This window comes from Streptomyces sp. E-08 (assembly GCF_049913095.1).
Classification (GTDB): Bacteria; Actinomycetota; Actinomycetes; order Streptomycetales; family Streptomycetaceae; genus Streptomyces.
Window position 1 is genome coordinate 5,730,190 of record NZ_CP183971.1, and the last position, 23,681, is coordinate 5,753,870.

Here is a 23,681-nt window from a genome sequence, read left to right on the forward strand (position 1 = left end):
CCTATGTCCCTTTTGTGTGACGGTGTGCCGTCACTCCTCCGCGTCGGACGGCGCGAGCCGTACGTACTCCGGCAGTCGCAGCCGGGCCTCCGCGCCCCCGTCCGGGGCGGCGGCGAACACCAGCTCGGCGCCGATCACCTCCGCCTGCCCCACCGCGATGGTCAGTCCGAGGCCGTGCCCCTTGCCCCCGCTCTCGGTACGGAACCGCTGCGGCCCCGACTCCAGGAGGTACGCGGGATAGCCCGGCCCGTGGTCCCGCACCGACACCACCGGCCCGTCCACCGTCACCACCACCGGCGGCGCCCCGTGCCTGTGCGCGTTGGCCACCAGATTGCCGAGGACCCGCTCCACCCGCCGCCGGTCCGTCTCCACCGTCGCGTCCCGGACGACCCGCACCTCGGTGTCCGTGCCGGAGGCGCGCACCACCCGCTCGGCGAGCGGCCCGAGCTCGTGCACCGCCAGGTCCACGGTCTCGGTGCGGGCGTCGAGCCGCGAGATCTCCAGGAGGTCCTCGGTGAGCCCGCGCATCGCCCGCACCCTGTCCCGTACGAGCTCCGACGGCCGCCCCTCCGGCAGCAGCTCCGCCGCCGCCGAGAGACCCGTCAGGGGGGTCCGCAGCTCGTGCGCCACGTCGGCGGTGAACCGCTGCTCGGTCTGCAGCTTGCGCTGGAGCGAGGAGGCCATCGTGTCGAGCGCCCCGGAGACCGTGGCCACCTCGTCCTGCGGGCGCGAGGGGTCCTTCGTACGGGGATCGTCCACGCGCGCGTCGAGGTCGCCGGCGCTGATCCGGCGGGCCACCTGCGCGGTGAGGTGCAGCCGGCGGGTGACCCGGGTGACGGCGAAGGCGCCGACGAGCAGGGTCGCCCCGATCGCCAGCACGGAGGAACCGAGGATCGAGCGGTCCAGCGCGTCGATCGTCTCGGCGCTCTGGGTGTAGTCGAGGCGTACGGCGAGGGCGCGGCCGTCCGCCGGGCCCGCCGCCCACATCGTCGGCCGGCCCTCGTACTCCGTGACCAGCGTGCCGCGCTCCCCGCGCACGGCGAGCGCCCGGAGCGAGGCCGGGAGCCCCGGCGGATCCACCCCGGCGAACCGGGGGAGCGGCTCGCCCGCCTCGTAGAGACCGCTCACCTCGCCGAGCCGCGTCAGGGCCTTGTCCCGGGAGTCGCTCACCGTCTGGCCGGTCACCGACACGTGGACGAGGACGCCGAGCAGCGCGGCGAGGGCGCAGCACATCACCGCGATGAACACCGCGGCCTTCCAGGTGAGGGTCGCGGTCCAGGCGGGCCGCCGCGGCGCCCTCACGGCGTCGCCTCCGGGAGCGCGGGCGCGGGGGTGACCGGCGGGGTGGGCGTCGGGCTCACCAGGCGGGGCGCGGGGACCGTCGAGGGGCCCGTGCCCGGCGGCTTCACCCGGACGATCTCGTCCCGGGTGGGCAGCATGCTGCCCTGCTGGTCGTCCCAGGTCCAGGCGGTCCGGTACTCGTACCCGGGGATGCCCGCGGAACCGACCCGCAGGATCAGGGCCCGGCCGGCCAGCTCCACGCTGATGACCTGGTCGACGGTGGACATGATCCGGGTCAGGCCGCCGTTCTCGGCGAGGTAGACCCGCACCCCGACCTGCTGGTCCGGCATCCGGATCCCGACGATCAGCTCGTCCCGGCCGTTGCCGGTCAGGTCGCGGTAGTACGGCCGCATGACCGGGCAGGCGGTGGCGGTGGCCGTGCCGCAGGCCTCGATCGCCCGGACGGTCTCCTCGTACAGGCCGTCCGTCCCGGTGCGCGCGTCCGGGTGGGCGCGCACCTCGGCGCGGACGACCGCCAGCGGGTCGAGGGAGTGGACGTCGTTGTCGGGGACCTCGACGCCGGGGACGCGCTGGGTGTCGGACTCGCCGTAGTCGATCGGCGGGTTCGTGGCGGGCGGCAGATCGGGCCAGAGCCGGACGGGTCCCACGGCGGTGGGCATGGGCCCGGCGCTCTTGAGCCCGCCCTCGCTGCCGCCGCAGCCGGTGAGCACGGCGGCGAGACCGAGCGCGCACAGGGTCGCGCCCGCGGCGCTCCGGACTCCGCGCGGTCTCACTCTGCTCCTGCTCCTCGGTCTCGGTCGGTGGGGGTGGGCCGGCTCGCGCCGACTCCCAGTAGACCTTATGCGGAGTGAAGTCCTTTTTGTCTCATCGTCGGATGAACGCCGGACCGCCAGGGGCCCTCACACGGCCCGGGGCGCCGTCCGGAACGTCCCCCAGGGACGCTCCCCGCTCAGAACGTCCCTCGCTCCATCCGGGCCAGCGCCGCCCGGCAGAGGGTCAGCAGCTTCTCGTCGACGTGGATGTCGTGGCTGCCGGAAGCGCCCTCACGGGCGTTGTGGCGGCGCCTGCGGGTCAGCTCCGTGAGGATCACCAGCTGAGCGTCCGAGGCCGCCGGTCCCATCTCCGCGAGGCACTCCGCGATGTCCACGCGCGCGTGCCGGTTCTCCTCCCAGGCCGCGAGCAGCACCGGGAGCGACTCCGAGGCGTCGCCGGACACCCGCCACAGCGCCGCCGCGCCGCGCACCCGCACCCACAGGTCCCGCGAGGCCAGACCGTGCCGCAGCGCGCCGGCCGCCGAGGCCGCCGCCGGGCCGATCTCGCCGAGCGCCTGCGCGGCGGCGCACCAGTCCGCGTCCGGCGCACCCGGCCGCAGCCACCGCTCCAGCGCCGGCAGCACGTCCCCCCGGTCACCTTCGGCCGCCCACAGGGCCCGCGCCGCCGCCGTGGCGACCGCGGCCGACTCGGCGGCCAGGAGTCTTCGCACGTCCGGCAGGGCCACCCGGGCGGCGGGCCCGAAGGCGGCCAGGGTCCGCAGGGCCGCCTCCCGCACCCAGTCGCGCCGGTGCGCCGGAGCCCCGCGCAGCACCCGCAGCACCTCCGGCAGGGCCTGGGCGCCCCGCACGGCCGCCAGGGCGTACAGCAGCGGCGCCGCCCGGTCGTACAACCGCTCGTCGAGCTCCACCTCGGCCAGCCGGCGCCGCAGCAGCGGCGCGAGCATCGCCGCCGAGGGGCCGAGCCCGTCCATGGCGTACAGCAGCTCGCGCCGCACCTCGGGCTCCTCCAGGGCGCGGGCCAGCAGCGGGACCGCCCGGGTGTCCCCGGCGCGGGCCAGCGCGAGCAGCGCCCCGTCACGGCCCGACCGGCCGACGAAGGCCTGGTTCGGGCCCGGGGGAGCGGCGGACGGCACCGCGGCGAGACGGGCCGCGAGCGCGTCGGCGGCGGGCGCGCCCAGCTCGAAGAGCCGCTCCAGGAAGGACGTGGCCGCCTCGCGGAGCCGGGGCTCGGGATCCTGGAGCTGCGCGCCCACGAGCCGGACGACCTCCTCGTACCGCCCGCGCCAGACCCGTATCAGACCACCGCACAACCAGATCGCGTCCGAGCGCTGCCCCCAGTCCGGGCTGCGCAGCTGCGCGACGATCAGCGCGATCCGGTCGTCGACGCGGTCGTCGAGCGCGGCGTGCAGGGTCCGCAGCAGCTCCTCGGTCCAGGGTGCGGGCCGGCCGGCGGCGTGCTCCTCCAGGAGCTCGCGGACCTGCCCGATGAGGGTCGGCGTCGCGGCCCGCTCGCCGCCGGGGCCGGCCGGCCGGTCCGCCGAGGTCCTGATCTCCTCCAGGAGCCCCGTCACCCACGGCACGACATCGTCCGGAATGTCACCGGGTGCGCAGCGCGCCCGCTGGGCGAGCGCCGCGAGCCGGAGCCCGGGGTCATGGGCGGCGCGGGCGAGCCAGCCGAGCCATTCGATGGTCTCGGCGCGCAGCGCGGCGTGCCGCAGGGCGATCCGTCCGACGGCGGCCACCAGGGCGAGCCGCACCTCGGTGTCCCGCTCGACCGTGAGCCGCTCCCGCAGCAGGGTCAGCACCCGGGCGGGCTCGGGGTGCAGCGAGGCGAGCGCGCACGGCGCGGCGAGCCGCACCTCGGGATCGGCGTCCGAGACGAGCCCGAGGAAGACGTCGGCCCCGGCGGCGATGGCGGCGGCGGCCATCGCGTAGTTCGCGGCGGGGATGAACTCCTCGTCCTCGGAGCCGAGTTCGTCCAGTTCCTCGTCGTCGTCATCGAGCTCGATGCCGCCGATGCTGGTGAGCAGCTCGACGATGCAGCCCCGGTCCTGGACGCCGGGGTCGGCGACGAGTTCGAGGAGGAAGGGGATGCACGCGAGGGTCGAGTCGTAGACGTCGCCCTGGTGATGCACCGCGCCGTACATGCCGTCGAGTGCGGTCTCGCGCTCCGCGGGGTCGGCGGAGGCGAGTCCGCGGAGCAGCTCCGGCACGTCGTCCGCGGGGCCGTACGCGTGCCCCAACGAGGCCCAGTCGACCTCCTCGATCCCCGTCAGCATTGCCAGGCCGCCTTCCCCGTGAGCGCTGTGCCAGGCAGCAAGTGTGCACCACAGGACCGACAACAAAGCCGAACCGGCGACACCTGCCGCGCCCGGGCCGCCTGTTGCGGTCTCTTTGCGCCATGTACGGTGCGGAGCAGGGCAGTTGCGCTGGGTATATGTCCGCCCCGGGCCCGCCCCGCCCGCCGCCGAGGGCGGCGGGACCGCGCCCCGGCCCCGGTCCGCCCCGCCGGCCTCATCCCTCCGACCGGACCCGCACGAAGGCCGCCGTCCCGTGCCGCCCCGCGACCTGGCGCAGTTCGACCGGGAGCGGCGGGTCGACCCACCGCACCGGCCCGTGCTCGGGGTCCTCGGCGAGAGGGCCCGCGCGGTCGCCCGCCAGGTCGCCGACCTGGCGGGACTGCGCCGGGGTCAGCCGGGGCGAGGTGGTCAGCTCGGTGCCGTCGGGGAGCCGTACGACCAGGGCCCGGGGCCGCTCCGGGGGACCGACGAGACCGATCAGGAGGGCGTCGCTCGTGTCGGAGTGCCGGATCTTGCGCCAGGCCCAGGTGGAGCCCGCCCGGTAGGGCGAGCCGAGCCGCTTCGCGACGACCCCCTCGACGCCCGCGTCCCGCAGGTCCCGGAACCAGCCCCGCGCGGTCTCCTCGTCCGAGGTGGCCAGGACCCGCTGGAGCGGCGGCTCGGCCTCCCGCAGGGCCGCCCCGAGCAGCTCCCACCGGTCGCGGAGCGGCAGCGCCCGTACGTCGCGCCCGGGGACGGCGAGCAGGTCGAAGGCGACGTACGAGACGGGCACCCCGGCCCGCACCCGGTCGGCGTGCGATCGGAGCAGGTCGGTGAAGCTCAGCCGCCCGTCCCGGTAGGCGCACAGCTCGCCGTCGAGGACGATCCCCGGCGGCAGCTGGTCGCGGAGGTGGGCGGCGATGCCGGGGAACTCCGGCGCGAGGTCCCGGCGGGAGCGGGACTGGAGGACGACCCGCCCGGCGTCGAGGACGAAGGCGAGGGCGCGGAAGCCGTCCAGCTTGAGGGAGTACTGGAGGTCCCGGGGCGGCTCCGCCTGCGCGGGGATCTCGTCTGCGGCCCGGGGCCGCATGACGTCGACGGGCGGCAGCAGCGGGACCGCGGCGGGGTCGGCACCGGCCGCCGGGGGTGTGCCCGTGGCGCCCGCCCCGGGGGCCCCGCTCACGGCACGGCTCCCGCCCGCTCGGGAGCGAAGAGGGGCGCCAGGAGGTCTCCGTACAGCTCCAGACGTGGCGCGATGTCGCCCATGAGAAGGACAAGCGCCGCGGGATCGAAGGGGTCGCCGGGACCCCTGGACGGAGCGCCCCGGCCGGCCTGGGCGGCGCACGCCTCCACCTCCTCCCAGGTGACGGGCGCCGAGACGGTGGGCAGGGCACGCGCGCGCAGGGTGTAGGGGGTGGCGGTCGTCTTCGCGGCGGCGTTCTGGCTGTGGTCGACGAAGACCTTCCCGGACCGCAGCGCCCGGGACATCCGGTGCGTGACGAGGCCCGGCAGCGCCGCCTCCGCCTCGACGGCGAGCTCCTTGGCGTACGCGGAGACGCGCGGGGACGGTGTCGGCACCACGGGGACGAGCAGGTGCAGGCCCTTGGAGCCGGAGGTCTTGGCGAAGGCCTCCAGGCCGTCCGCCAGGAGCCGCTCGCGCAGGTGGAGGGCGACCCGGCAGCAGTCGACGACACCGGCGGGCGGCCCGGGGTCGAGGTCGAACACGAGCCGGTCGGCGACGGCGGGGGAGGAGGCCCGCCACTGGGGCGTGTGGAACTCCACGACGAGGTTCGCGGCCCACATGAGGGAGGCCAGGTCCTCGATCACCACCTGCCGGGCCCGGGGGTCCTCGGAGCGGGGCACGGGGGTGGTCTTCACCCAGGAGGGTGTGCCCGGCGGCGGATTCTTGGTGAAGAAGAGCTGCCCGTCGGGGCCGTCGGGGTAGCGGAGGAAGGACACCGGGCGGTCGCGCAGATGGGGCAGGATCACGGCTCCGACGGTCGCGTAGTAGTGGAGCACCTCGCCCTTGGTGGTGCCGGTGACCGGGTGGAGCACCTTGTCCAGGTTGCTGAGCGCCAGGCGCCGCCCCTCCACCTCTGTGATCGGCGTCATACGATGAGAATCCCACGTTTGCGGGTGATTCGACTCGAAAGGGAAGAGACGTGCGATCCATCTGGAACGGCGCCATATCCTTCGGGCTGGTCAGCATCCCGATCAAGCTGGTGAACGCCACCGAGAGCCGGTCCGTCTCCTTCCGTCAGATCCACACCGAGGACGGCGGCCGGGTCCGTTACAAGAAGGTGTGCGAGCTCGACGGGGAGGAGGTCCCGCAGGCGGAGATCGGCAAGGCGTACGAGGACGCGGACGGGACCATGATCCCGGTCACCGACGAGGACCTGGCCGCGCTGCCGCTGCCGACCGCGAAGACGATCGAGATCGTCGCGTTCGTGCCGGCCGGACAGATCGATCCGCTCCAGATGGACGCCGCGTACTACCTCTCGGCGAACGGCGTGCCGGCGGCCAAGCCGTACACCCTGCTCCGCGAGGCGCTGAAGCGCAGCGACCGGGTGGCGCTCGCGAAGTACGCGCTGCGGGGCCGGGAGCGGCTCGGCATGCTCCGGGTCGTGGACGACGTGATCGCGATGCACGGCCTGCTCTGGCCGGACGAGATCCGGGCCCCGGAGGGGGTCGCCCCCGAGACGCCGGTCACCGTGCGCGAGGCCGAACTGGACCTGGCGGACGCGCTGATGGCCACGCTCGGCGAGGTCGACGTGAGCACCCTCCACGACGACTACCGGACCGCGGTCGAGGAGATGATCGCGGCGAAGGCGGCCGGCGGGGAGGGCGTCGCGCCCCCGGCCCCGGGCGAGGAGGAAACGGGCGGCAGGGTCATCGACCTGATGGCGGCCCTGGAGAACAGCGTCCGGGCGGCGAGGGAGGCGCGCGGGGAGGACGCGGTGGTGACGGAGCTCAAGCCCCGCGGGGCGGCGAAGAAGACGACGGCGAAACAGTCACAGGCGAAGAAGACGGCGAAGAAGACGACGGCGAAGAAGACGGCGACGGCGAAGAAGACGGCCACGAAGGCGACGACGGCGAAGACGGCGAAGACGGCGAAGGCGACGACCGCGAAGAAGGCGGCCGCGAAGAAGACGACCTCCCAGAAGCGCCCGGCCTGATCGCCCGACTCCCCACAGAGACAACCGAACAGCCCGAAAGCTCGCAGCCCCCTGGTGATCCTGCCAGGGGGCTCAGTTTTGCCCGAATCTGGGCAGGGAGGGTCGCGAGAGCGTCCGAACTCCCCGCATAACGAACAGAGTTATCTGTCCTTCGGACAACACATGGTCAAATCCTTGTTGCAGACCTGTCAAACGGACGACTTCGCTGGCACGCTCACACCCGCACCACCACCCCCACAACCCCCACGCTTTTCAGCGAAGGAGCCCGCGTGACCCGCCAGCAGTCCTCGCACCGCCGTACCACCGCCCGCGCCGCCGCCCTGATCGCATCGGCCGCCATGGTCGTCGTCGGAGTCCAGACCGGATCCGCCAGCGCCGATGCCCAGCGCGAGGCCGGTGCCACCGCGATCCAGCTGTCCGGCCCCCAGCGCGCCGCCGCCATCCACGAGGCCCAGGGCGAGGCCGCCGCCACCGCCGCCGCGATCGGTCTGCCCACCCAGGAGAAGCTGGTCGTCCGCGACGTCGTCAAGGACGCGGACGGCACCGTGCACACGCGCTACGAGCGCACCTACCAGGGCCTCCCGGTCCTCGGCGGCGACCTGGTCGTCCACGAGAAGAAGTCGGGCGCCCGCACGACCACGAAGGCGACCGCGGCCCGGATATCCGTGGCGACCACCACCGCGGCGGTCACCCCGGCCAACGCGAAGAAGGCCGCCCTCGCCTCCGCCGCGAACGCCGACGAGTCCGCGTCCGGCGCCCGCAAGGTGATCTGGGCGGCCACCGGCAAGCCCGTCCTGGCCTGGGAGACGGTCGTCACGGGTGTCCAGCACGACGGCACCCCGAGCCGCCGCACCGTCGTCACCGACGCCACCACCGGCAAGGAGCTCTTCTCCGACGAGGCGATCGAGACCGGCGTCGGCAACACGATGTACAGCGGGCAGGTGACGCTCGGCACGGCCCCCTCGTACACGCTGACGGACACCTCGCGCGGTGGCCACAAGACGTACGACCTGAACGGCGGCACGTCGGGCACCGGCAGCCTGTTCACCAACTCCACGGACACGTGGGGCAACGGTCTCGCGAGCAACCGCGCGACGGCGGCGGCGGACGCCCACTACGGCGCGGCCGTGACCTGGGACTTCTACAAGAACGAGCTGGGCCGCAGCGGCATCCGCGGAGACGGCGTCGCCGCCTACTCGCGCGTCCACTACGGCAGCGCGTACGTGAACGCCTTCTGGGACGACTCCTGCTTCTGCATGACGTACGGCGACGGCATCGGCAACACCCACCCGCTGACGTCCCTGGACGTGGCCGGCCACGAGATGTCGCACGGCCTGACGGCCTCCACCGCCAACCTCCGGTACAGCGGTGAGTCCGGCGGCCTGAACGAGGCGACGTCCGACATCTTCGGCACGTCGGTCGAGTTCTACGCGAACAACGCGTCGGACCAGGGCGACTACCTGATCGGCGAGAAGATCGACATCAACGGCGACGGCTCGCCGCTCCGTTACATGGACAAGCCCAGCAAGGACGGCGGCTCCGCCGACTACTGGTCGAAGTCGGTCGGCCGCCTCGACGTCCACTACTCCTCGGGCCCGGCGAACCACTTCTTCTACCTGCTCTCCGAGGGCAGCGGCACGAAGACGATCAACGGCGTCACCTACAACTCGCCGACGTCGAACGGCTCCACGGTCACCGGCATCGGCCGCCAGGCGGCGTACAAGATCTGGTACAAGGCCCTCACCACGTACATGACGTCCACGACGACCTACGCGGGCGCCCGTACGGCCACCCTGAACGCGGCCAGGGACCTCTACGGCGCGGGCAGCACCCAGTACAACGCGGTCGCCTCCGCCTGGACGGGGATCAACGTCAAGTAACCGCACACGCACCGAGGACGCCCGGCGCCACCACGGCCGCCGGGCGTCCCCGAACCACACGGTGGTGAGGTCGTCCCGAGCCGGGGCCACGTCACCACCGTGTCGTCGTGTGCGATCAGGGCGAAGAGCGGTACGCGTCGATCATCCCGCCCCTACCCTCGGGGGAGCCGATCCATCGACCCCTGCTCAGCACTGCCCGGGCCACCGGTCACTGTCGACCGTGGCCTCGAAAGGATCACCCATGGAGCCTCGCGGCTACCGCATGGTCATATCGACCCGGCAGGACTTCGTCACCGCGTCCGCCCACGCGGAGAGCCAGTTGCACGCCTGGCTGGAGGGCAAGCGCTACGACGTCACGGCGCTCGACGAGGGCCGGAACGAGATCGCCCCCCACGTGACCCTGGACCAGGACTCCTCGTCGGGCCGGCACGGCGCGTACACCCGCTGGCGGATGCGGGAGACGCCGTCGCCGCAGATCGGAACCTGGCAGTCCACGCTCGTCGTCAGGGCGGACCCGCAGGACGACCAGAACCGCACGTGGATCCAGGTCGACATCGAGAACAGGCCCTCCCTGCCGGGCCGGTTCCCGACTCCGGCGAACACCCCCGGCATCGCGCGACTGCTCCTCGACGCGATCGACGCCCGGGACGGACTCGCGGAGGTGAAGGCCGGGCCGACGTTCATCGAGCCGGAGGACGTGTCGGAGGTCATCGAGGAGCTCTGCGACACGGAGCGACGCCTGCCGATCGTGATCGCCAGCATCCCGTACGGGGTGAACCCGGACGGCTGGGCCGAGTCGACCGTGGAGAGGGCGTTCAAGTACCTTCCCGGGCTCGCCACGCTGTACGTCCTGTCGCCCGAGGCCCAGCCGGGTTTCAACGAGGCCCTGGGATTCCACCCCGTGTTCGGTGGCGGGATCCGCACGTATCTCCCGGGCGTCGACCCGGCCTGGAAGCCCGACGCGCAGCGGCATCCCGTGATGTCCCGCAGGACGATCGACGCGCACGTGGCGCGCGCGGCCAAGACGCTCGCCTCACTGCCGCAGCGCCTGGCCCTGCGGCACCCGCTGCCGGAGGCGCTGGAATCACTGCCACTCCTGCGGACCCGGCCGCGCCTCCAGGCGCACGGTTCGGACCTGGAGAGGCTGACCAGCGACAACGCGACGCTCCAGGTGATGCTCGACGAGGCCGGCGAGACGGAGGCCGCCCAGGCGAAGAGGATCAGCGACCTCAACGCCGACCTGGACGACGCCGACCTGACGGCGGACCAGCTGCGCGGTGAGAACGAGGAGTTGTACGACCAGTTCCGCACGGCGCAGAGGCAGGTCCGCTTCCTCCAGAACAGGCTGGCGGAGGCGGGCCACCACGCGATCGCGTACGCGGCCGCCGACGCCCCCGCCATCACGTACCCGGAGACGTTCGCGGACCTGCTCGACCGGTTCGGTGAACTGCCGTACCTCCGCTTCACCGGCAAGGCGAAGACCACGCGCGAACTCGACAGCCAGTCCGTGGACAACTGGCTCTCCGTCGCATGGGACGGGCTGCTGGCCCTCAACCACTTCGCGGAGGCCTCGGCCAAGAACGCGGCCGGCGGCGACTTCCTCAGCTGGTGCAAGGGGGAGGAGTCACGGGACCACCCGTTCCCGGCGGCGAAGGTCGCGATGCGGGAGTCGGACACCGTCGCCCACCACGACAAGCTCCGCACGGAACGGATGCTGCCGGTCCCGAAGGAGGTCGACCCGGCCGGGACGGTCTTCATGCAGGCACACCTGAAGATCGGCCTGGGCAACACGGTCGCACCCCGCCTCCACTTCTACGACGACGGCCCCCAGACGGGCCTGGTCTACGTGGGCTACCTGGGCCCCCACCTGCGCAACACGAGAACCTGACGACACCTGCCGGCGCGGTCGCCCACGCCGCGTCTCCGCTTAGAGAGTTCACCCGGGGAGAAGGGGCGACCGCCGACCAGCCGGACCGCATCACCCGGCCCGGCATACAACAAGACCCCGCGTTCAGCGTTTCCGCTGATCACGGGGTCTGTGTGGCACTCCTTGCGAAGTGCCCCCGGCAGGATTCGAACCTGCGCACACGGCTCCGGAGGCCGTTGCTCTATCCCCTGAGCTACGGGGGCGTCCGCCGCGTTCGGCGGCGACGGGTAGAACCCTACCAGCTCTGCGGGCGTGCCTGTGAACAGGTATTTCCGGGGCGTCACCAGGGGTCGGGTCCCCCGCACGGGTCAGAAGTGGGTAAAACCCGGACGCAGCCGCTAAGGGCGCCCTACTCTCGTTCGTGTGTCAGGCGTGTCCGGTCGGGTGCTCGTTGTCGATGACAACAAGGTGATCCGGCAGTTGATCAGGGTCAATCTCGAACTCGAGGGGTTCGAGGTCGTGACCGCGGCCGATGGTGCCGAGTGTCTGGATGTCGTACATCAGGTCTGTCCTGATGTCGTCACCCTGGACGTCGTCATGCCCCGCTTGGACGGGATCAAGACCGCCGAGCGGCTGCGGGCCGACCCTCGCACCAGTCATCTGCCCGTGGCGATCATCAGCGCCTGTGGCGAGCACGAGGTCGGTGGGGTCCCCTCCGGTGTCGACGCCTTCCTCGCCAAGCCCTTCGAGCCCTCGGAGCTCGTGCGCGTCGTGCGGCAGTTGATGCACCGCGAGCGGCGCGAGCGGCCCGGGTCCGCCGGGGCCGACGGGGGAGAGGAACCCGCCGCAGTCGAGTCCCTGCCGGAGCAGGACCCCCGCCGGGCCGGGAGCGCTCGCGGGTCCCTCGGGTGACCTGACGTCCTGCCGGTGCCCGCATGGCGAAACCGGTTCGCGTTCCGACCCCCCTCCTCCCCTAGGCTTGACCCGTGACCCCCGCGGACCTCTCCCTCACCGTGCAGCACGCCGTGCGCCGTGCGGTCGACGACGGTGCGCTGCGGGTCGACGTCCTCCCGCGCGTCAAGGTCGAGCGGGCCCGTCCCGGCGGTACCGGGGACTACGCCAGCAACATCGCGCTCAGCCTCGCCCGGCCCTCCGGGCGCAGCGCCCTCGACGTCGCCGGGGTTCTCAGGGAGCGGCTCCAGGGAGCCCCCGGGATCCTCGCCGTCGACATCACCGGGCCCGGCTTCCTGAACTTCACCCTCCGCCGTGACGCCGGCGGTGATCTCGTACGGGCGATCCTCGCCGCCGGAGCCGCCGGAGCCGCCGGAGCCGCCGGAGCCGCCGGAGCCGCCGGAGCCGCCGGGCCCCCTTACGGGCACGGTTCCGCGCTGGCCGGGACCGTCGTCCGGTTCGCCGAGGTGACAGAGTCCCGGGCCCTGGTCGTCACCGATGTCGTGATCCGGCTGCTGCGAAGCCAGGGGGCCGACGCCGGGTTCGGTGGGGACCAGCGGATCCACGTGCTCGGCGGGGACTACCTGCCCGGCACCCTCGGCGTCGACGCCGCCCGGTGGAGTCTGCTGCGGGCCGCGCCCCAGGACCGTGTCCTCGACGGGCCGCCCCTCCTCGTCCAGCACGAGCGCAACTCCCTCTTCCGTGTCCGTTACGCCCACGCCCGGGTCCGGCGGCTGCTCGTCAACGGCGCGCAGCTCGGCCTCCGGCCCTCGTACGAGACCGACATCCACGCCCCCGAGCTTCTCGGCGTCCTCGGCGACCACCCCGTCGTCCTCCTCTCCGCCGCCCGCCACCGCGCCCCCGACCGGGTCGCCCGGCACCTCGAAGCCACCGCCGACGCGCTGCTCGCGTTCCAGCACACCGTTCTTCCGCTCGGCGACGAGAAACCCTCGGCCGCCCACCGATCCCGGCTCGCGCTCGCCGAAGCCGCCGGGACGGTGCTCGCCGGTGGCCTCTCCCTGCTCGGCATCAGCGCACCCGACCAGATCTGAAAGACGCAGACCATGAGCCGTTCCGCCCACCCCGCCGGGCCCCGCCACGCCGATGTCCTTCCCGAGGGGCACTACTCCGCCCCGCCCGCCGACCTCAACCGGCTCGACCCCAAGGTCTGGGCCCGGACCGTCACGCGGGACGAGCGCGGGGTCGCCACCGTCGGCGGGATCGCCGTCGACGCGCTCGCCGAGGAGTTCGGCACGCCCGCCTACTTCCTCGACGAGACCGACTTCCGCGCCCGCTGCCGCGCCTGGGCCGAGGCCTTCGGCAAGGACGCCGACGTCTTCTACGCCGGGAAGGCCTTCCTCTCCCGCGCCATCGTGCGCTGGCTCAAGGAGGAGGGGCTGAACCTCGACGTGTGCTCCGGCGGTGAGCTGACCACCGCGCTGTCGGCCGGGATGCCCGCCGAGCGGATCGCCTTCCACGGGAACAACAAGTCGGAGGACGAGATCCGCGCGGCCGTGGAGGCCGGCGTCGGGCGGATCGTCCTCGACTCCTTCCAGGAGATCGTGCGGGTCGCCCACATCGCCCAGTCCCTCGGCAAGCGCCAGCGCGTGCAGATCCGGGTGACGGTCGGCGTCGAGGCCCACACCCACGAGTTCATCGCCACCGCCCACGAGGACCAGAAGTTCGGCATCGCCCTCGCCGGCGGGCAGGCCGCCGAGGCCGTGCGCCGGGCGCTCAAGCTCGACGGTCTGGAGCTCATCGGGATCCACTCCCACATCGGCTCGCAGATCTTCGACATGGCCGGTTTCGAGGTCTCCGCGCGGCGTGTCGTCCAGCTGCTCGCCCAGGTGCGCGACGAGCACGGCGTCGAGCTGCACGAGATCGACCTCGGCGGCGGGCTCGGCATCGCGTACACGTCCGAGGACGACCCGCGCGAGCCGCACGAGATCGCGAAGGCGCTGGGCGAGATCGTCACGCGGGAGTGCGAGGCCGCGGGGCTGCGGACGCCGCGGATCTCCGTGGAGCCGGGGCGGGCCATCGTGGGCCCGACCGCGTTCACCCTCTACCGGGTCGGCACCGTCAAGCCCCTCGAAGGGCTGCGGACGTACGTGAGCGTCGACGGCGGCATGTCGGACAACATCCGGACCGCCCTGTACGACGCCGAGTACAGCGTCAGCCTCGTCTCGCGGACCAGCGAGGCCGAGCCGATGCTCTCCCGCGTCGTCGGCAAGCACTGCGAGAGCGGCGACATCGTCGTGCGGGACGCCTTCCTGCCCTCGGACCTGGCGCCCGGCGACCTCATCGCCGTCCCGGCCACCGGCGCGTACTGCCGCTCCATGGCCAGCAACTACAACCACGCGCTCCGGCCGCCGGTCGTCGCCGTGCGCGACGGCGAGGCGCGGGTCATCGTCAGGCGCGAGACGGAGGAAGATCTCCTGCGTCTCGACGTGGGCTGATGAAATAGTCGCGTGGTGAAATAGTCGAGTGATGAAATCGATGTCTCAGGATCCGGACGTAGGGCGGAATCCCTCGTCCGGTGAGTGAGACTGGTTCTCCGTAGAGATACGAAACCGTAGAGATACGAAGTAGGACGAGAAACGAGGTCGGATGATGCGTACGCGTCCGCTGAAGGTGGCGCTGCTGGGCTGTGGAGTGGTCGGCTCAGAGGTGGCGCGCATCATGACGACGCACGCCGACGACCTCGCCGCGCGCATCGGCGCGCCGGTCGAGCTCGCCGGCGTGGCCGTCCGCCGGCCCGACAAGGTCCGCGGGGGAGTCCCCGCCGAGCTGATCACCACCGACGCGACCGCCCTCGTCAAACGCGGGGACATCGACGTCGTCGTCGAGGTCATCGGCGGCATCGAGCCGGCCCGCACCCTCATCACCACCGCCTTCGAGCACGGCGCCTCCGTCGTCTCGGCGAACAAGGCGCTGCTCGCCCAGGACGGCGCCAGCCTCTACGCCGCCGCCCAGCAGCACGGGCAGGACCTCTACTACGAGGCCGCCGTCGCCGGGGCCATCCCCCTCATCCGGCCGCTGCGCGAGTCCCTCGCCGGCGACAAGATCAACCGGGTGATGGGCATCGTCAACGGCACGACGAACTTCATCCTCGACAAGATGGACACCTCCGGCGCCGGGTACTCCGAGGCGCTCGACGAGGCCACCGCGCTCGGATACGCCGAGGCCGACCCGACCGCCGACGTCGAGGCCTTCGACGCCGCCGCCAAGGCCGCCATCCTCGCCGGGATCGCCTTCCACACGCGCGTGCGTCTGGACGACGTCTACCGCGAGGGCATGACCGAGGTCACCGCCGCGGACTTCGCCTCCGCCAAGCAGATGGGCTGCACCATCAAGCTGCTCGCGATCTGTGAGCGGGCCGCCGACGGCGAGTCCGTCACCGCGCGCGTGCACCCCGCGATGATCCCGCTCAGCCACCCGCTCGCCTCCGTCCGCGAGGCGTACAACGCCGTCTTCGTCGAGGCGGACGCCGCCGGGCAGCTCATGTTCTACGGCCCCGGGGCGGGCGGCTCGCCGACCGCCTCCGCCGTTCTCGGCGACGTCGTCGCCGTCTGCCGCAACCGTCTCAACGAGGCGACGGGCCCCGGCGAGTCCGCGTACACCCAGCTGCCCGTGAGCTCCATGGGCGAGGTCGTGACGCGGTACCACATCAGTCTCGACGTGGCCGACAAGCCGGGCGTCCTCGCCCAGGTCGCGACGGTCTTCGCCGAGCACGGCGTATCCATCGATACGGTGCGCCAGCAGGGCAAGGACGGCGAGGCCTCCCTCGTCGTCGTCACCCACCGCGCGCCCGACGCCGCCCTCTCCGGGACCGTCGAGGCGCTGCGCAAGCTCGACACCGTGCGCGGTGTCGCCAGCATCATGCGTGTTGAAGGGGAGTAAGGACCCATGACCCACAAGGGCACCCACCAGTGGCGCGGCATCATCGAGGAGTACCGGGACCGCCTTCCGGTCACGGACACGACGCCGGTCGTCACGCTCCGTGAGGGCGGCACGCCGCTCGTCCCCGCTCAGGTCCTCTCCGAGCGCACGGGCTGCGAGGTGCACCTCAAGGTCGAGGGCGCCAATCCCACCGGCTCCTTCAAGGACCGGGGCATGACCATGGCCATCACCAGGGCCAAGGAGGAGGGCGCGCAGGCCGTCATCTGCGCGTCCACCGGCAACACCTCCGCCTCGGCCGCCGCCTACGCGGTCCGCGCCGGCATGGTCTCGGCCGTCCTCGTGCCGCAGGGCAAGATCGCGCTCGGCAAGATGGGCCAGGCGCTCGTGCACGGCGCGAAGATCCTCCAGGTCGACGGCAACTTCGACGACTGCCTGACGCTGGCCCGCAGCCTCTCCGAGAACTACCCGGTGGCGCTGGTCAATTCGGTCAACCCGGTCCGCATCGAGGGCCAGAAGACCGCCGCGTTCGAGATCGTGGACATGCTGGGCGACGCCCCCGACATCCACGTGCTGCCCGTGGGCAACGCCGGCAACATCACGGCGTACTGGAAGGGGTACCGCGAGTACGCCGCCGACGGTCTCGCCACGCACCGACCGCGCATGTGGGGCTTCCAGGCCTCCGGCTCCGCCCCGCTCGTGCGCGGCGAGGTCGTCAAGGACCCGTCGACGATCGCCACCGCGATCCGCATCGGCAACCCGGCCTCGTGGGACTACGCGATCGCCGCGCGCGACGAGTCGGGCGGCTTCATCGACGAGGTGACGGACCGTGAGATCCTGCAGGCGTACCGCCTGTTGGCCGCACAGGAGGGCGTCTTCGTCGAGCCCGCCTCGGCCGCCTCGGTCGCCGGTCTGCTGAAGGCCGCCGCGCAGGGCAAGGTCGACCCCGGCCAGCGGATCGTCTGCACCGTCACCGGCAACGGCCTCAAGGACCCCGACTGGGCCGTCGCCGGCGCGCCGCAGCCGGTGACCGTCCCGGTCGACGCCGCGACCGCCGCCGAGCGCCTCGGTCTGGCCTGATCCGAACCCCTCGAACGGGGCGGCAGTACTGATCGAAACCCGATCAGGAACGTACATAGGCGCACAGGTTGGCGCGCGACACGCATCGTGCGCCTCCTGTGCGCCCTATGTCGCCACAGAACCTTCCTTCGATAGGCTGTACCGAACCCGCCCCGACGCATATGCGCGGTGTCGTTGCCGTTGTCGCCCTCGTGGCCGAAACGGCCCCCGGGTCCCCGAGTACTTCTCTTGAAATACCCGTTGTCGCAATCAAGGAGAGTCATCGAGCGATGGCCGGTCCAGCGTTCCGCGCCGCCGCCGTACGGGTGCGCGTCCCCGCCACCAGCGCCAACCTCGGCCCGGGCTTCGATGCCTTCGGCCTGTCGCTGGGGCTCTACGACGACGTCGTCGTCCGGGTCGCCGACTCCGGGCTGCACGTCGACATCGCCGGCGAGGGCGCCGAGACGCTCCCGCGCGACGAGAGCCACCTGCTCGTACGCTCCCTGCGCACGGCCTTCGACCTGCTCGGCGGACAGCCGCGCGGCCTCGAGGTCGTCTGCGCCAACCGCATCCCGCACGGCCGCGGCCTCGGCTCCTCCTCCGCCGCCATCTGCGCCGGCATCGTCGCCGCCCGCGCCGTGACCATAGGCGGGGACGCGAAGCTCGACGAGGCCGCCCTCCTGGAGCTGGCCACCGAGATCGAGGGTCACCCCGACAACGTCGCCGCCTGTCTCCTCGGCGGATTCACGCTCGCCTGGACCGAGTCCGGTGCCGCGCGGGCGATCAGGATGGATCCCTCGGATTCCATCGTTCCGGTGGTTTTCGTCCCCGGGAAGCCGGTCCTGACCGAGACCGCCCGCGGACTCCTGCCGCGCACCGTCCCGCACGTGGACGCCGCCGCCAACGCCGGGCGCGCCGCCCTCCTCGTCGAGGCCCTGACCCGCCGCCCCGAGCTGCTGCTCTCGGCGACCGAGGACCGGCTGCACCAGGAGTACCGCGCCCCCGCGATGCCGGAGAGCATCGCCCTGGTGAACCGGCTGCGCGCGGACGGCGTCCCCGCGGTCATCTCCGGCGCGGGCCCCACGGTCCTCGCGCTGGCCGAACACGGGACGGCCGACAAGGTCGCCCGCCTCGCGGGCGAGGGATGGGCCGCGAACCGGCTCGACCTCGACGCGTCCGGAGCGAGCGTCCTGCCGCTGGTGCCCTAGGCGTGTGGCGGCCGGGGCGTCGGGCAGCGCCTCGGACAGGAGATTGCCGGTGAGGGAGAGGGGGAATGTTTGTTGGAGCCGGTAGTGTTAACCTCAAGTCTGCACCCGACCTCTTTGTGGAGCGGTGCGGAGTGTCCCCATCAGGGACCACCCATTCTTCCGGGAGCCTCCCCAACTGCCTGAGCAGCCTGCCTGAGCAGTTTCGAGCACGCTCCGGAACCGGCACGACACCCCTCGCTCTTCTGCAGTGAGGGCCGAGCAGGGGGCGCTCGGGCCGGACCCACAGCACGTTTTCTCTCTCCGCCGTACCCGGCGGGACCACCGCCCCGGACACGGTCCACGAACCAGGACCCTGCCGGACAGCACAACCGGTCGCCGAGCCAGATGGCCGACGTCCGCTCCAGGGAAGGACCCTTCGTGAGCGACACCACCGATCTGATGGGCGTGACTGCCGACAACAGTGTCGACAACGCCGCGCCCGCCGCAGGTGCCACCGGCACCGCACGGCGCCGCCGCTCCGGCACCGGCCTCGAGGGCATGGTCCTGGCCGAGCTGCAGCAGGTCGCGTCCGGCCTCGGCATCAGGGGCACCGCGCGGATGCGCAAGAGCCAGCTGATCGAGGTCATCAAGGAGGCGCAGGCCGGTGGCGGCTCCGCCGCCCCCGCCAAGACCGCCGACGCCGCCGACACCAAGCCGAAGCGCCGCGCCACCTCCAAGGCCCGTACGGGCGAGACCGCCGAGGCCGCCGCGCCGAAGGCGGAGAAGGCCGAGAAGGCCGTCGCCCAGCAGCAGATCGACATTCCGGGCCAGCCGGCCTCCGACGACGCCCCGGCCGGCGAGCGCCGCCGCCGTCGCGCCACCGCCCCCGCCGGTTCTCCGGAGGGCGAGGCCAAGGCCGAGGCCGCGCAGGTCGTCAAGACCGAGGCCCGCACCGAGACCCGTGAGGTCAAGGCCGAGCCGGGGGCCGACGCCAAGGCCGAGGCCGACGGCGCCGAGGGCCGCGGCCGCCGTGACCGCGGTGAGCGGGGCGAGCGCGGGGAGCGCGGCGACCGCCGTGACCGCCGTGACCGTCAGCGCGACCGCAAGGGCGACGAGCAGCAGGGCGGTGGCCAGGGCGGCCAGCGCCAGCGCCAGGGCGGCCAGGGCCAGGGTGGCCAGGGCCAGCAGGGCGGGCAGCAGGGTGGCCAGCAGGCCGGCCCGCAGGACGACTACGACGACGGCGAGGGCGGCCGTCGCGGGCGTCGCGGCCGCTACCGCGACCGCCGCGGCCGTCGTGGCCGTGACGACTTCCAGGCCGGCGAGCCGCAGGTCGCCGACGACGACGTCCTGATCCCCGTCGCGGGCATCCTGGACATCCTCGACAACTACGCGTTCATCCGGACCTCCGGCTACCTGCCCGGCCCGAACGACGTGTACGTCTCCCTCGCCCAGGTCCGCAAGAACGGCCTGCGCAAGGGTGACCACGTCACCGGTGCCGTGCGTCAGCCGAAGGAGGGCGAGCGCCGCGAGAAGTTCAACGCGCTGGTCCGACTGGACTCCGCGAACGGCATGGCCGCCGACTCCGGCCGCGGCCGCCCGGAGTTCAACAAGCTGACCCCGCTCTACCCGCAGGACCGCCTCCGTCTGGAGACGGACCCGGGCGTGCTGACCACCCGCATCATCGACCTCGTGTCGCCGATCGGCAAGGGCCAGCGCGGTCTGATCGTGGCCCCGCCGAAGACCGGCAAGACCATGATCATGCAGGCCATCGCCAACGCGATCACGCACAACAACCCCGAGTGCCACCTGATGGTCGTCCTGGTCGACGAGCGTCCGGAAGAGGTCACCGACATGCAGCGGTCGGTCAAGGGCGAGGTCATCTCCTCGACCTTCGACCGTCCGGCCGAGGACCACACCACCGTCGCCGAGCTGGCCATCGAGCGCGCCAAGCGCCTCGTGGAGCTGGGTCACGACGTGGTCGTCCTGCTCGACTCGATCACCCGCCTGGGCCGCGCGTACAACCTCGCGGCGCCGGCCTCCGGCCGCATCCTGTCCGGTGGTGTCGACTCGACCGCGCTCTACCCGCCGAAGCGCTTCTTCGGCGCCGCGCGCAACATCGAGGACGGCGGCTCGCTGACCATCCTCGCGACCGCGCTCGTCGACACCGGCTCCCGCATGGACGAGGTGATCTTCGAGGAGTTCAAGGGCACCGGCAACATGGAGCTCAAGCTCGACCGGAAGCTCGCCGACAAGCGCATCTTCCCGGCCGTCGACGTCGACGCCTCGGGCACGCGCAAGGAGGAGATCCTCCTCGGCAGCGACGAGCTCGCCGTCACCTGGAAGCTGCGTCGCGTGCTCCACGCGCTCGACCAGCAGCAGGCGATCGAGCTGCTGCTCGACAAGATGAAGCAGACGAAGTCGAACGGCGAGTTCCTGCTCCAGATCCAGAAGACCACCCCTGGAGCCGGCAACAACGACTGACGCGAGAGCTGCGTCACACGACGAGAGCCGGACCCCGGTCCCGTAACCCCGTCGTGACCTGCGTAAACCACTGCGCCCGCCGTGCCCCGCACGGTGGGCGCAGTGCCGTTTCCGGGCGAAGATCGCCCAAACCCCACAGGCCCGTATGCAACCCTTTCGGGTGCTTCGCCGTCACAGAAGGTGAATCCTAGGGCTGAGGGAAGACGATGACCGAGCAGAGCAAGAGCGGCCGCGCACGCGGCGCGGGCAGCGGCAGGCGCCGCAAGCAGCGCGCCAAGCGGCGCAAGGCGCCGATCCTGATATCGGCGGCCGCCGCGGTCCTCGTCCTCGGCGGCGCCGGACTCGGCTACGTCTACGTCAAGCTCGACGGCAACCTCAAGGGCGTCGACATCAACGCCCAGCTCGGCACCGAACGCCCCGACGACGTCGACAACGGCTCCCTCGACATCCTCGTCCTCGGCTCCGACTCCCGCTCCGGCGACAACGGCGCCTACGGCAAGGACGAGGGCGGCGCCCGCTCCGACACCGCGATGGTCGTCCACGTCTACGAGGGCCACAAGAAGGCGAGCGTGGTCTCCATACCCCGCGACACCCTCGTCGACCGGCCCTCCTGCGCCGACGAGAAGGGCACGGCCGTCCCCGGCGAGCACCGGGCCATGTTCAACACCGCGTACGAGGTCGGCGGCCCCGCCTGCGCCGTCAAGACCGTCGAGTCGATGTCCGGCATCCGCATGGACCACTACATCGAGGTCGACTTCACCGGCTTCAAGAAGCTCATCGACGAGCTCGGCGGCGTCGAGATCACCACCACGCAGGCCATCGAGGACCCCAAGAGCCACCTCGACCTCGCCCCGGGCACGCACACCCTCGACGGCGAGCAGTCCCTCGGCCTCGTGCGCACCCGCAAGAGCGTCGGCGACGGCAGCGACCTCGGCCGCATCCAGCTCCAGCAGGCCTTCATGAAGGCCTTCATCGAGCAGGTCAAGGACGTCGGCGTCCTCACGAACCCGGCCAGGCTGTACGGTCTCGCCGACGCCGCCACCAAGGCCATCAGGCCCGACTCCGAGCTCGACTCGGTGCAGGAGCTGATGGGCTTCGCCAAGGGCCTCTCCGGCATCGCCGCCCAGAACGTGCACATGGTCACCCTGCCCGTCGAGTACGACCCGCGGGACCCCAACCGCGTCGTCCCCCTCGAAGCCCAGTCCCGGCAGGTCTGGAAGGCCCTCAAGGGTGATCTGCCGATCCCCGCTTCGGCCACGAAGGACACCGCCACCGGCAAGGCGGACGGCGTCGTCAGGTAGCCGGGGAATACTTCCGGCCCCACCCCGGTTTGGGGAGATGCGGCCGGTCCTGGCAGACTGGTACGTCGGCCCCGGTTCACGCTGTCCGCAACACCGCGGCGGCGACCCGGAGCCCTCCCGAAACTAGGAGACACCTTGAAGCGCGAGATTCACCCCGAGTACGTCGAGACCCAGGTCAGCTGCACCTGTGGCGCGTCGTTCACCACCCGTAGCACCCTGACCGAGGGCACCATCCGTGCCGAGGTCTGCTCCGAGTGCCACCCGTTCTACACGGGCAAGCAGAAGATCCTCGACACCGGCGGCCGCGTGGCCCGCTTCGAGGCCCGCTTCGGCAAGGCCGGCTCCGCAAAGTAGCGAGCCCCTGCGCCGGTCCTCGGCCGCCCCGCGCGGGTGGCCGGGACCGGCGCTTTGCCGTCCCCGTAGCAACTGACGAAAACCCCAGGAGCCCCCGATGTTCGAGGCGGTCGAGGACCTGGTCGGCGAGCACGCCGGCCTCGAGACGAAGCTCGCGGACCCTTCGGTCCACGCCGATCAGGCGAACGCGCGCAAGCTCAACAAGCGCTACGCCGAGCTGACCCCGATCGTCGCCACCTACCGCTCCTGGAAGCAGACCGGTGACGACATCGAGACGGCCCGCGAGCTGATGCACGACGACCCCGACTTCGCCGCCGAGGTCAAGGAGCTGGAGAAGCAGCGCGAGGAGCTCACCGACAAGCTCCGCCTGCTGCTCGTCCCGCGCGACCCCAGCGACGACAAGGACGTCATCCTGGAGATCAAGGCGGGAGCGGGCGGCGACGAGTCCGCGCTCTTCGCCGGCGACCTCCTCCGGATGTACCTGCGGTACGCCGAGCGCGTCGGCTGGAAGACCGAGATCATCGACGCCACCGAGTCCGAGCTCGGCGGCTACAAGGACGTCCAGGTCGCCGTGAAGACCAAGGGCGGCAACGGCGCCACCGAGCCCGGCCAGGGCGTCTGGGCACGGCTCAAGTACGAGGGCGGGGTGCACCGCGTCCAGCGCGTGCCCGCCACCGAGTCCGCCGGCCGCATCCACACCTCCGCCGCCGGCGTGCTCGTCACGCCCGAGGCCGAGGAGGTCGACGTCGAGATCCACGCCAACGACCTGCGCATCGACGTCTACCGCTCGTCCGGCCCCGGCGGCCAGTCGGTCAACACCACCGACTCCGCGGTCCGCATCACCCACCTGCCGACCGGCATCGTCGCCTCCTGCCAGAACGAGAAGAGCCAGCTCCAGAACAAGGAGCAGGCGATGCGCATCCTGCGCTCCCGGCTCCTCGCCGCCGCCCAGGAGAAGGCCGAGGCCGAGGCCGCGGACGCGCGCCGCAGCCAGGTCCGCACCGTCGACCGGTCCGAGAAGATCCGTACGTACAACTTCCCGGAGAACCGGATCTCGGACCACCGCGTCGGCTTCAAGGCGTACAACCTGGACCAGGTGCTCGACGGCGACCTGGACCCGATGATCCAGGCCTGCGTCGACGCCGACTCGGCGGCGAAGCTCGCCGCAGCGTAA

At 72.2% G+C, this 23,681-nt stretch carries 18 protein-coding genes and 1 tRNA gene; 13 read left to right on the top strand and 6 right to left on the bottom strand.

The window, feature by feature from the left end:
• Nucleotides 1-30: 30 nt before the first annotated feature.
• From ACN9MM_RS26605 to ligD, 5 genes are all read right to left on the bottom strand, one after another.
• Nucleotides 31-1,302: an ATP-binding protein gene (locus ACN9MM_RS26605; RefSeq protein WP_426366137.1), complete on the bottom strand. Its 1,272-nt coding sequence runs from the start codon at nt 1,300-1,302 to the stop codon at nt 31-33.
• On the bottom strand, nt 1,299-2,075 hold the full coding sequence (locus ACN9MM_RS26610; RefSeq protein ID WP_426366138.1) for a hypothetical protein: 777 nt from the start codon (nt 2,073-2,075) through the stop codon (nt 1,299-1,301). Before ACN9MM_RS26610 ends, ACN9MM_RS26605 begins: the two co-directional genes overlap by 4 nt.
• A gap of 176 nt (nt 2,076-2,251) precedes the next feature.
• Nucleotides 2,252-4,354, bottom strand: a complete 2,103-nt coding sequence (locus tag ACN9MM_RS26615) for a PBS lyase (RefSeq protein WP_426366139.1) — start codon at nt 4,352-4,354, stop codon at nt 2,252-2,254.
• Nucleotides 4,355-4,589: 235 nt separating this feature from the next.
• On the bottom strand, nt 4,590-5,537 hold the full coding sequence (locus ACN9MM_RS26620; RefSeq protein ID WP_426366141.1) for a DNA ligase: 948 nt from the start codon (nt 5,535-5,537) through the stop codon (nt 4,590-4,592).
• Nucleotides 5,534-6,466, bottom strand: coding sequence for a non-homologous end-joining DNA ligase (gene ligD / locus ACN9MM_RS26625; protein ID WP_426366142.1), 933 nt, complete (start codon nt 6,464-6,466; stop codon nt 5,534-5,536). The genes ACN9MM_RS26620 and ligD overlap by 4 nt, the downstream gene beginning before the upstream one ends.
• 50 nt (nt 6,467-6,516) lie before the next feature.
• Between ligD and ACN9MM_RS26630 the strand changes: the two genes are divergently transcribed.
• The 3 genes from ACN9MM_RS26630 to ACN9MM_RS26640 all read left to right on the top strand — a co-directional run bounded on the left by ACN9MM_RS26630 (nt 6,517) and on the right by ACN9MM_RS26640 (nt 11,298).
• Nucleotides 6,517-7,530, top strand: coding sequence for a Ku protein (locus ACN9MM_RS26630; RefSeq protein WP_426366143.1), 1,014 nt, complete (start codon nt 6,517-6,519; stop codon nt 7,528-7,530).
• A gap of 338 nt (nt 7,531-7,868) precedes the next feature.
• Nucleotides 7,869-9,410 (top strand): M4 family metallopeptidase, encoded by a 1,542-nt coding sequence (locus tag ACN9MM_RS26635; protein WP_426368833.1) that lies wholly within the window; start codon nt 7,869-7,871, stop codon nt 9,408-9,410.
• Between the two features lie 241 nt (nt 9,411-9,651).
• Nucleotides 9,652-11,298, top strand: coding sequence for a hypothetical protein (locus ACN9MM_RS26640; protein ID WP_426366144.1), 1,647 nt, complete (start codon nt 9,652-9,654; stop codon nt 11,296-11,298).
• A 170-nt stretch (nt 11,299-11,468) separates the two neighbouring features.
• On the opposite strand, the gene ACN9MM_RS26645 is transcribed toward ACN9MM_RS26640, so the two are convergent.
• Nucleotides 11,469-11,540 (bottom strand) — tRNA-Arg (locus tag ACN9MM_RS26645).
• 205 nt (nt 11,541-11,745) lie between these two features.
• Between ACN9MM_RS26645 and ACN9MM_RS26650 the strand changes: the two genes are divergently transcribed.
• From ACN9MM_RS26650 to prfA, 10 genes are all read left to right on the top strand, one after another.
• A complete protein-coding gene (locus tag ACN9MM_RS26650) occupies nt 11,746-12,189 on the top strand; it encodes a response regulator transcription factor (RefSeq protein WP_426368834.1) in 444 nt (147 codons plus the stop codon).
• Between the two features lie 74 nt (nt 12,190-12,263).
• A complete protein-coding gene (gene nrtL / locus ACN9MM_RS26655) occupies nt 12,264-13,280 on the top strand; it encodes an ArgS-related anticodon-binding protein NrtL (RefSeq protein WP_426366145.1) in 1,017 nt (338 codons plus the stop codon).
• A 12-nt stretch (nt 13,281-13,292) separates the two neighbouring features.
• Nucleotides 13,293-14,684, top strand: a complete 1,392-nt coding sequence (gene lysA, locus ACN9MM_RS26660; RefSeq protein ID WP_426366146.1) for a diaminopimelate decarboxylase — start codon at nt 13,293-13,295, stop codon at nt 14,682-14,684.
• Between the two features lie 151 nt (nt 14,685-14,835).
• Nucleotides 14,836-16,128 carry a homoserine dehydrogenase gene (locus ACN9MM_RS26665; RefSeq protein ID WP_382868061.1) on the top strand — a complete coding sequence of 431 codons (1,293 nt, stop codon included), beginning with the start codon at nt 14,836-14,838 and terminating at the stop codon, nt 16,126-16,128.
• Between the two features lie 6 nt (nt 16,129-16,134).
• Nucleotides 16,135-17,205 (top strand): threonine synthase, encoded by a 1,071-nt coding sequence (thrC, locus tag ACN9MM_RS26670; RefSeq protein ID WP_352021411.1) that lies wholly within the window; start codon nt 16,135-16,137, stop codon nt 17,203-17,205.
• Nucleotides 17,206-17,474: 269 nt separating this feature from the next.
• Nucleotides 17,475-18,392, top strand: a complete 918-nt coding sequence (gene thrB, locus ACN9MM_RS26675) for a homoserine kinase (protein ID WP_426366148.1) — start codon at nt 17,475-17,477, stop codon at nt 18,390-18,392.
• A 417-nt stretch (nt 18,393-18,809) separates the two neighbouring features.
• Nucleotides 18,810-20,852 carry a transcription termination factor Rho gene (rho, locus tag ACN9MM_RS26680; RefSeq protein WP_426366150.1) on the top strand — a complete coding sequence of 681 codons (2,043 nt, stop codon included), beginning with the start codon at nt 18,810-18,812 and terminating at the stop codon, nt 20,850-20,852.
• A 206-nt stretch (nt 20,853-21,058) separates the two neighbouring features.
• A complete protein-coding gene (locus ACN9MM_RS26685; RefSeq protein WP_426366151.1) occupies nt 21,059-22,153 on the top strand; it encodes an LCP family protein in 1,095 nt (364 codons plus the stop codon).
• A gap of 135 nt (nt 22,154-22,288) precedes the next feature.
• Complete coding sequence (gene rpmE, locus ACN9MM_RS26690; protein WP_030321069.1) at nt 22,289-22,507, top strand: 50S ribosomal protein L31; 219 nt, start codon at nt 22,289-22,291, stop codon at nt 22,505-22,507.
• 97 nt (nt 22,508-22,604) lie between these two features.
• A complete protein-coding gene (gene prfA, locus ACN9MM_RS26695; RefSeq protein ID WP_426366153.1) occupies nt 22,605-23,681 on the top strand; it encodes a peptide chain release factor 1 in 1,077 nt (358 codons plus the stop codon).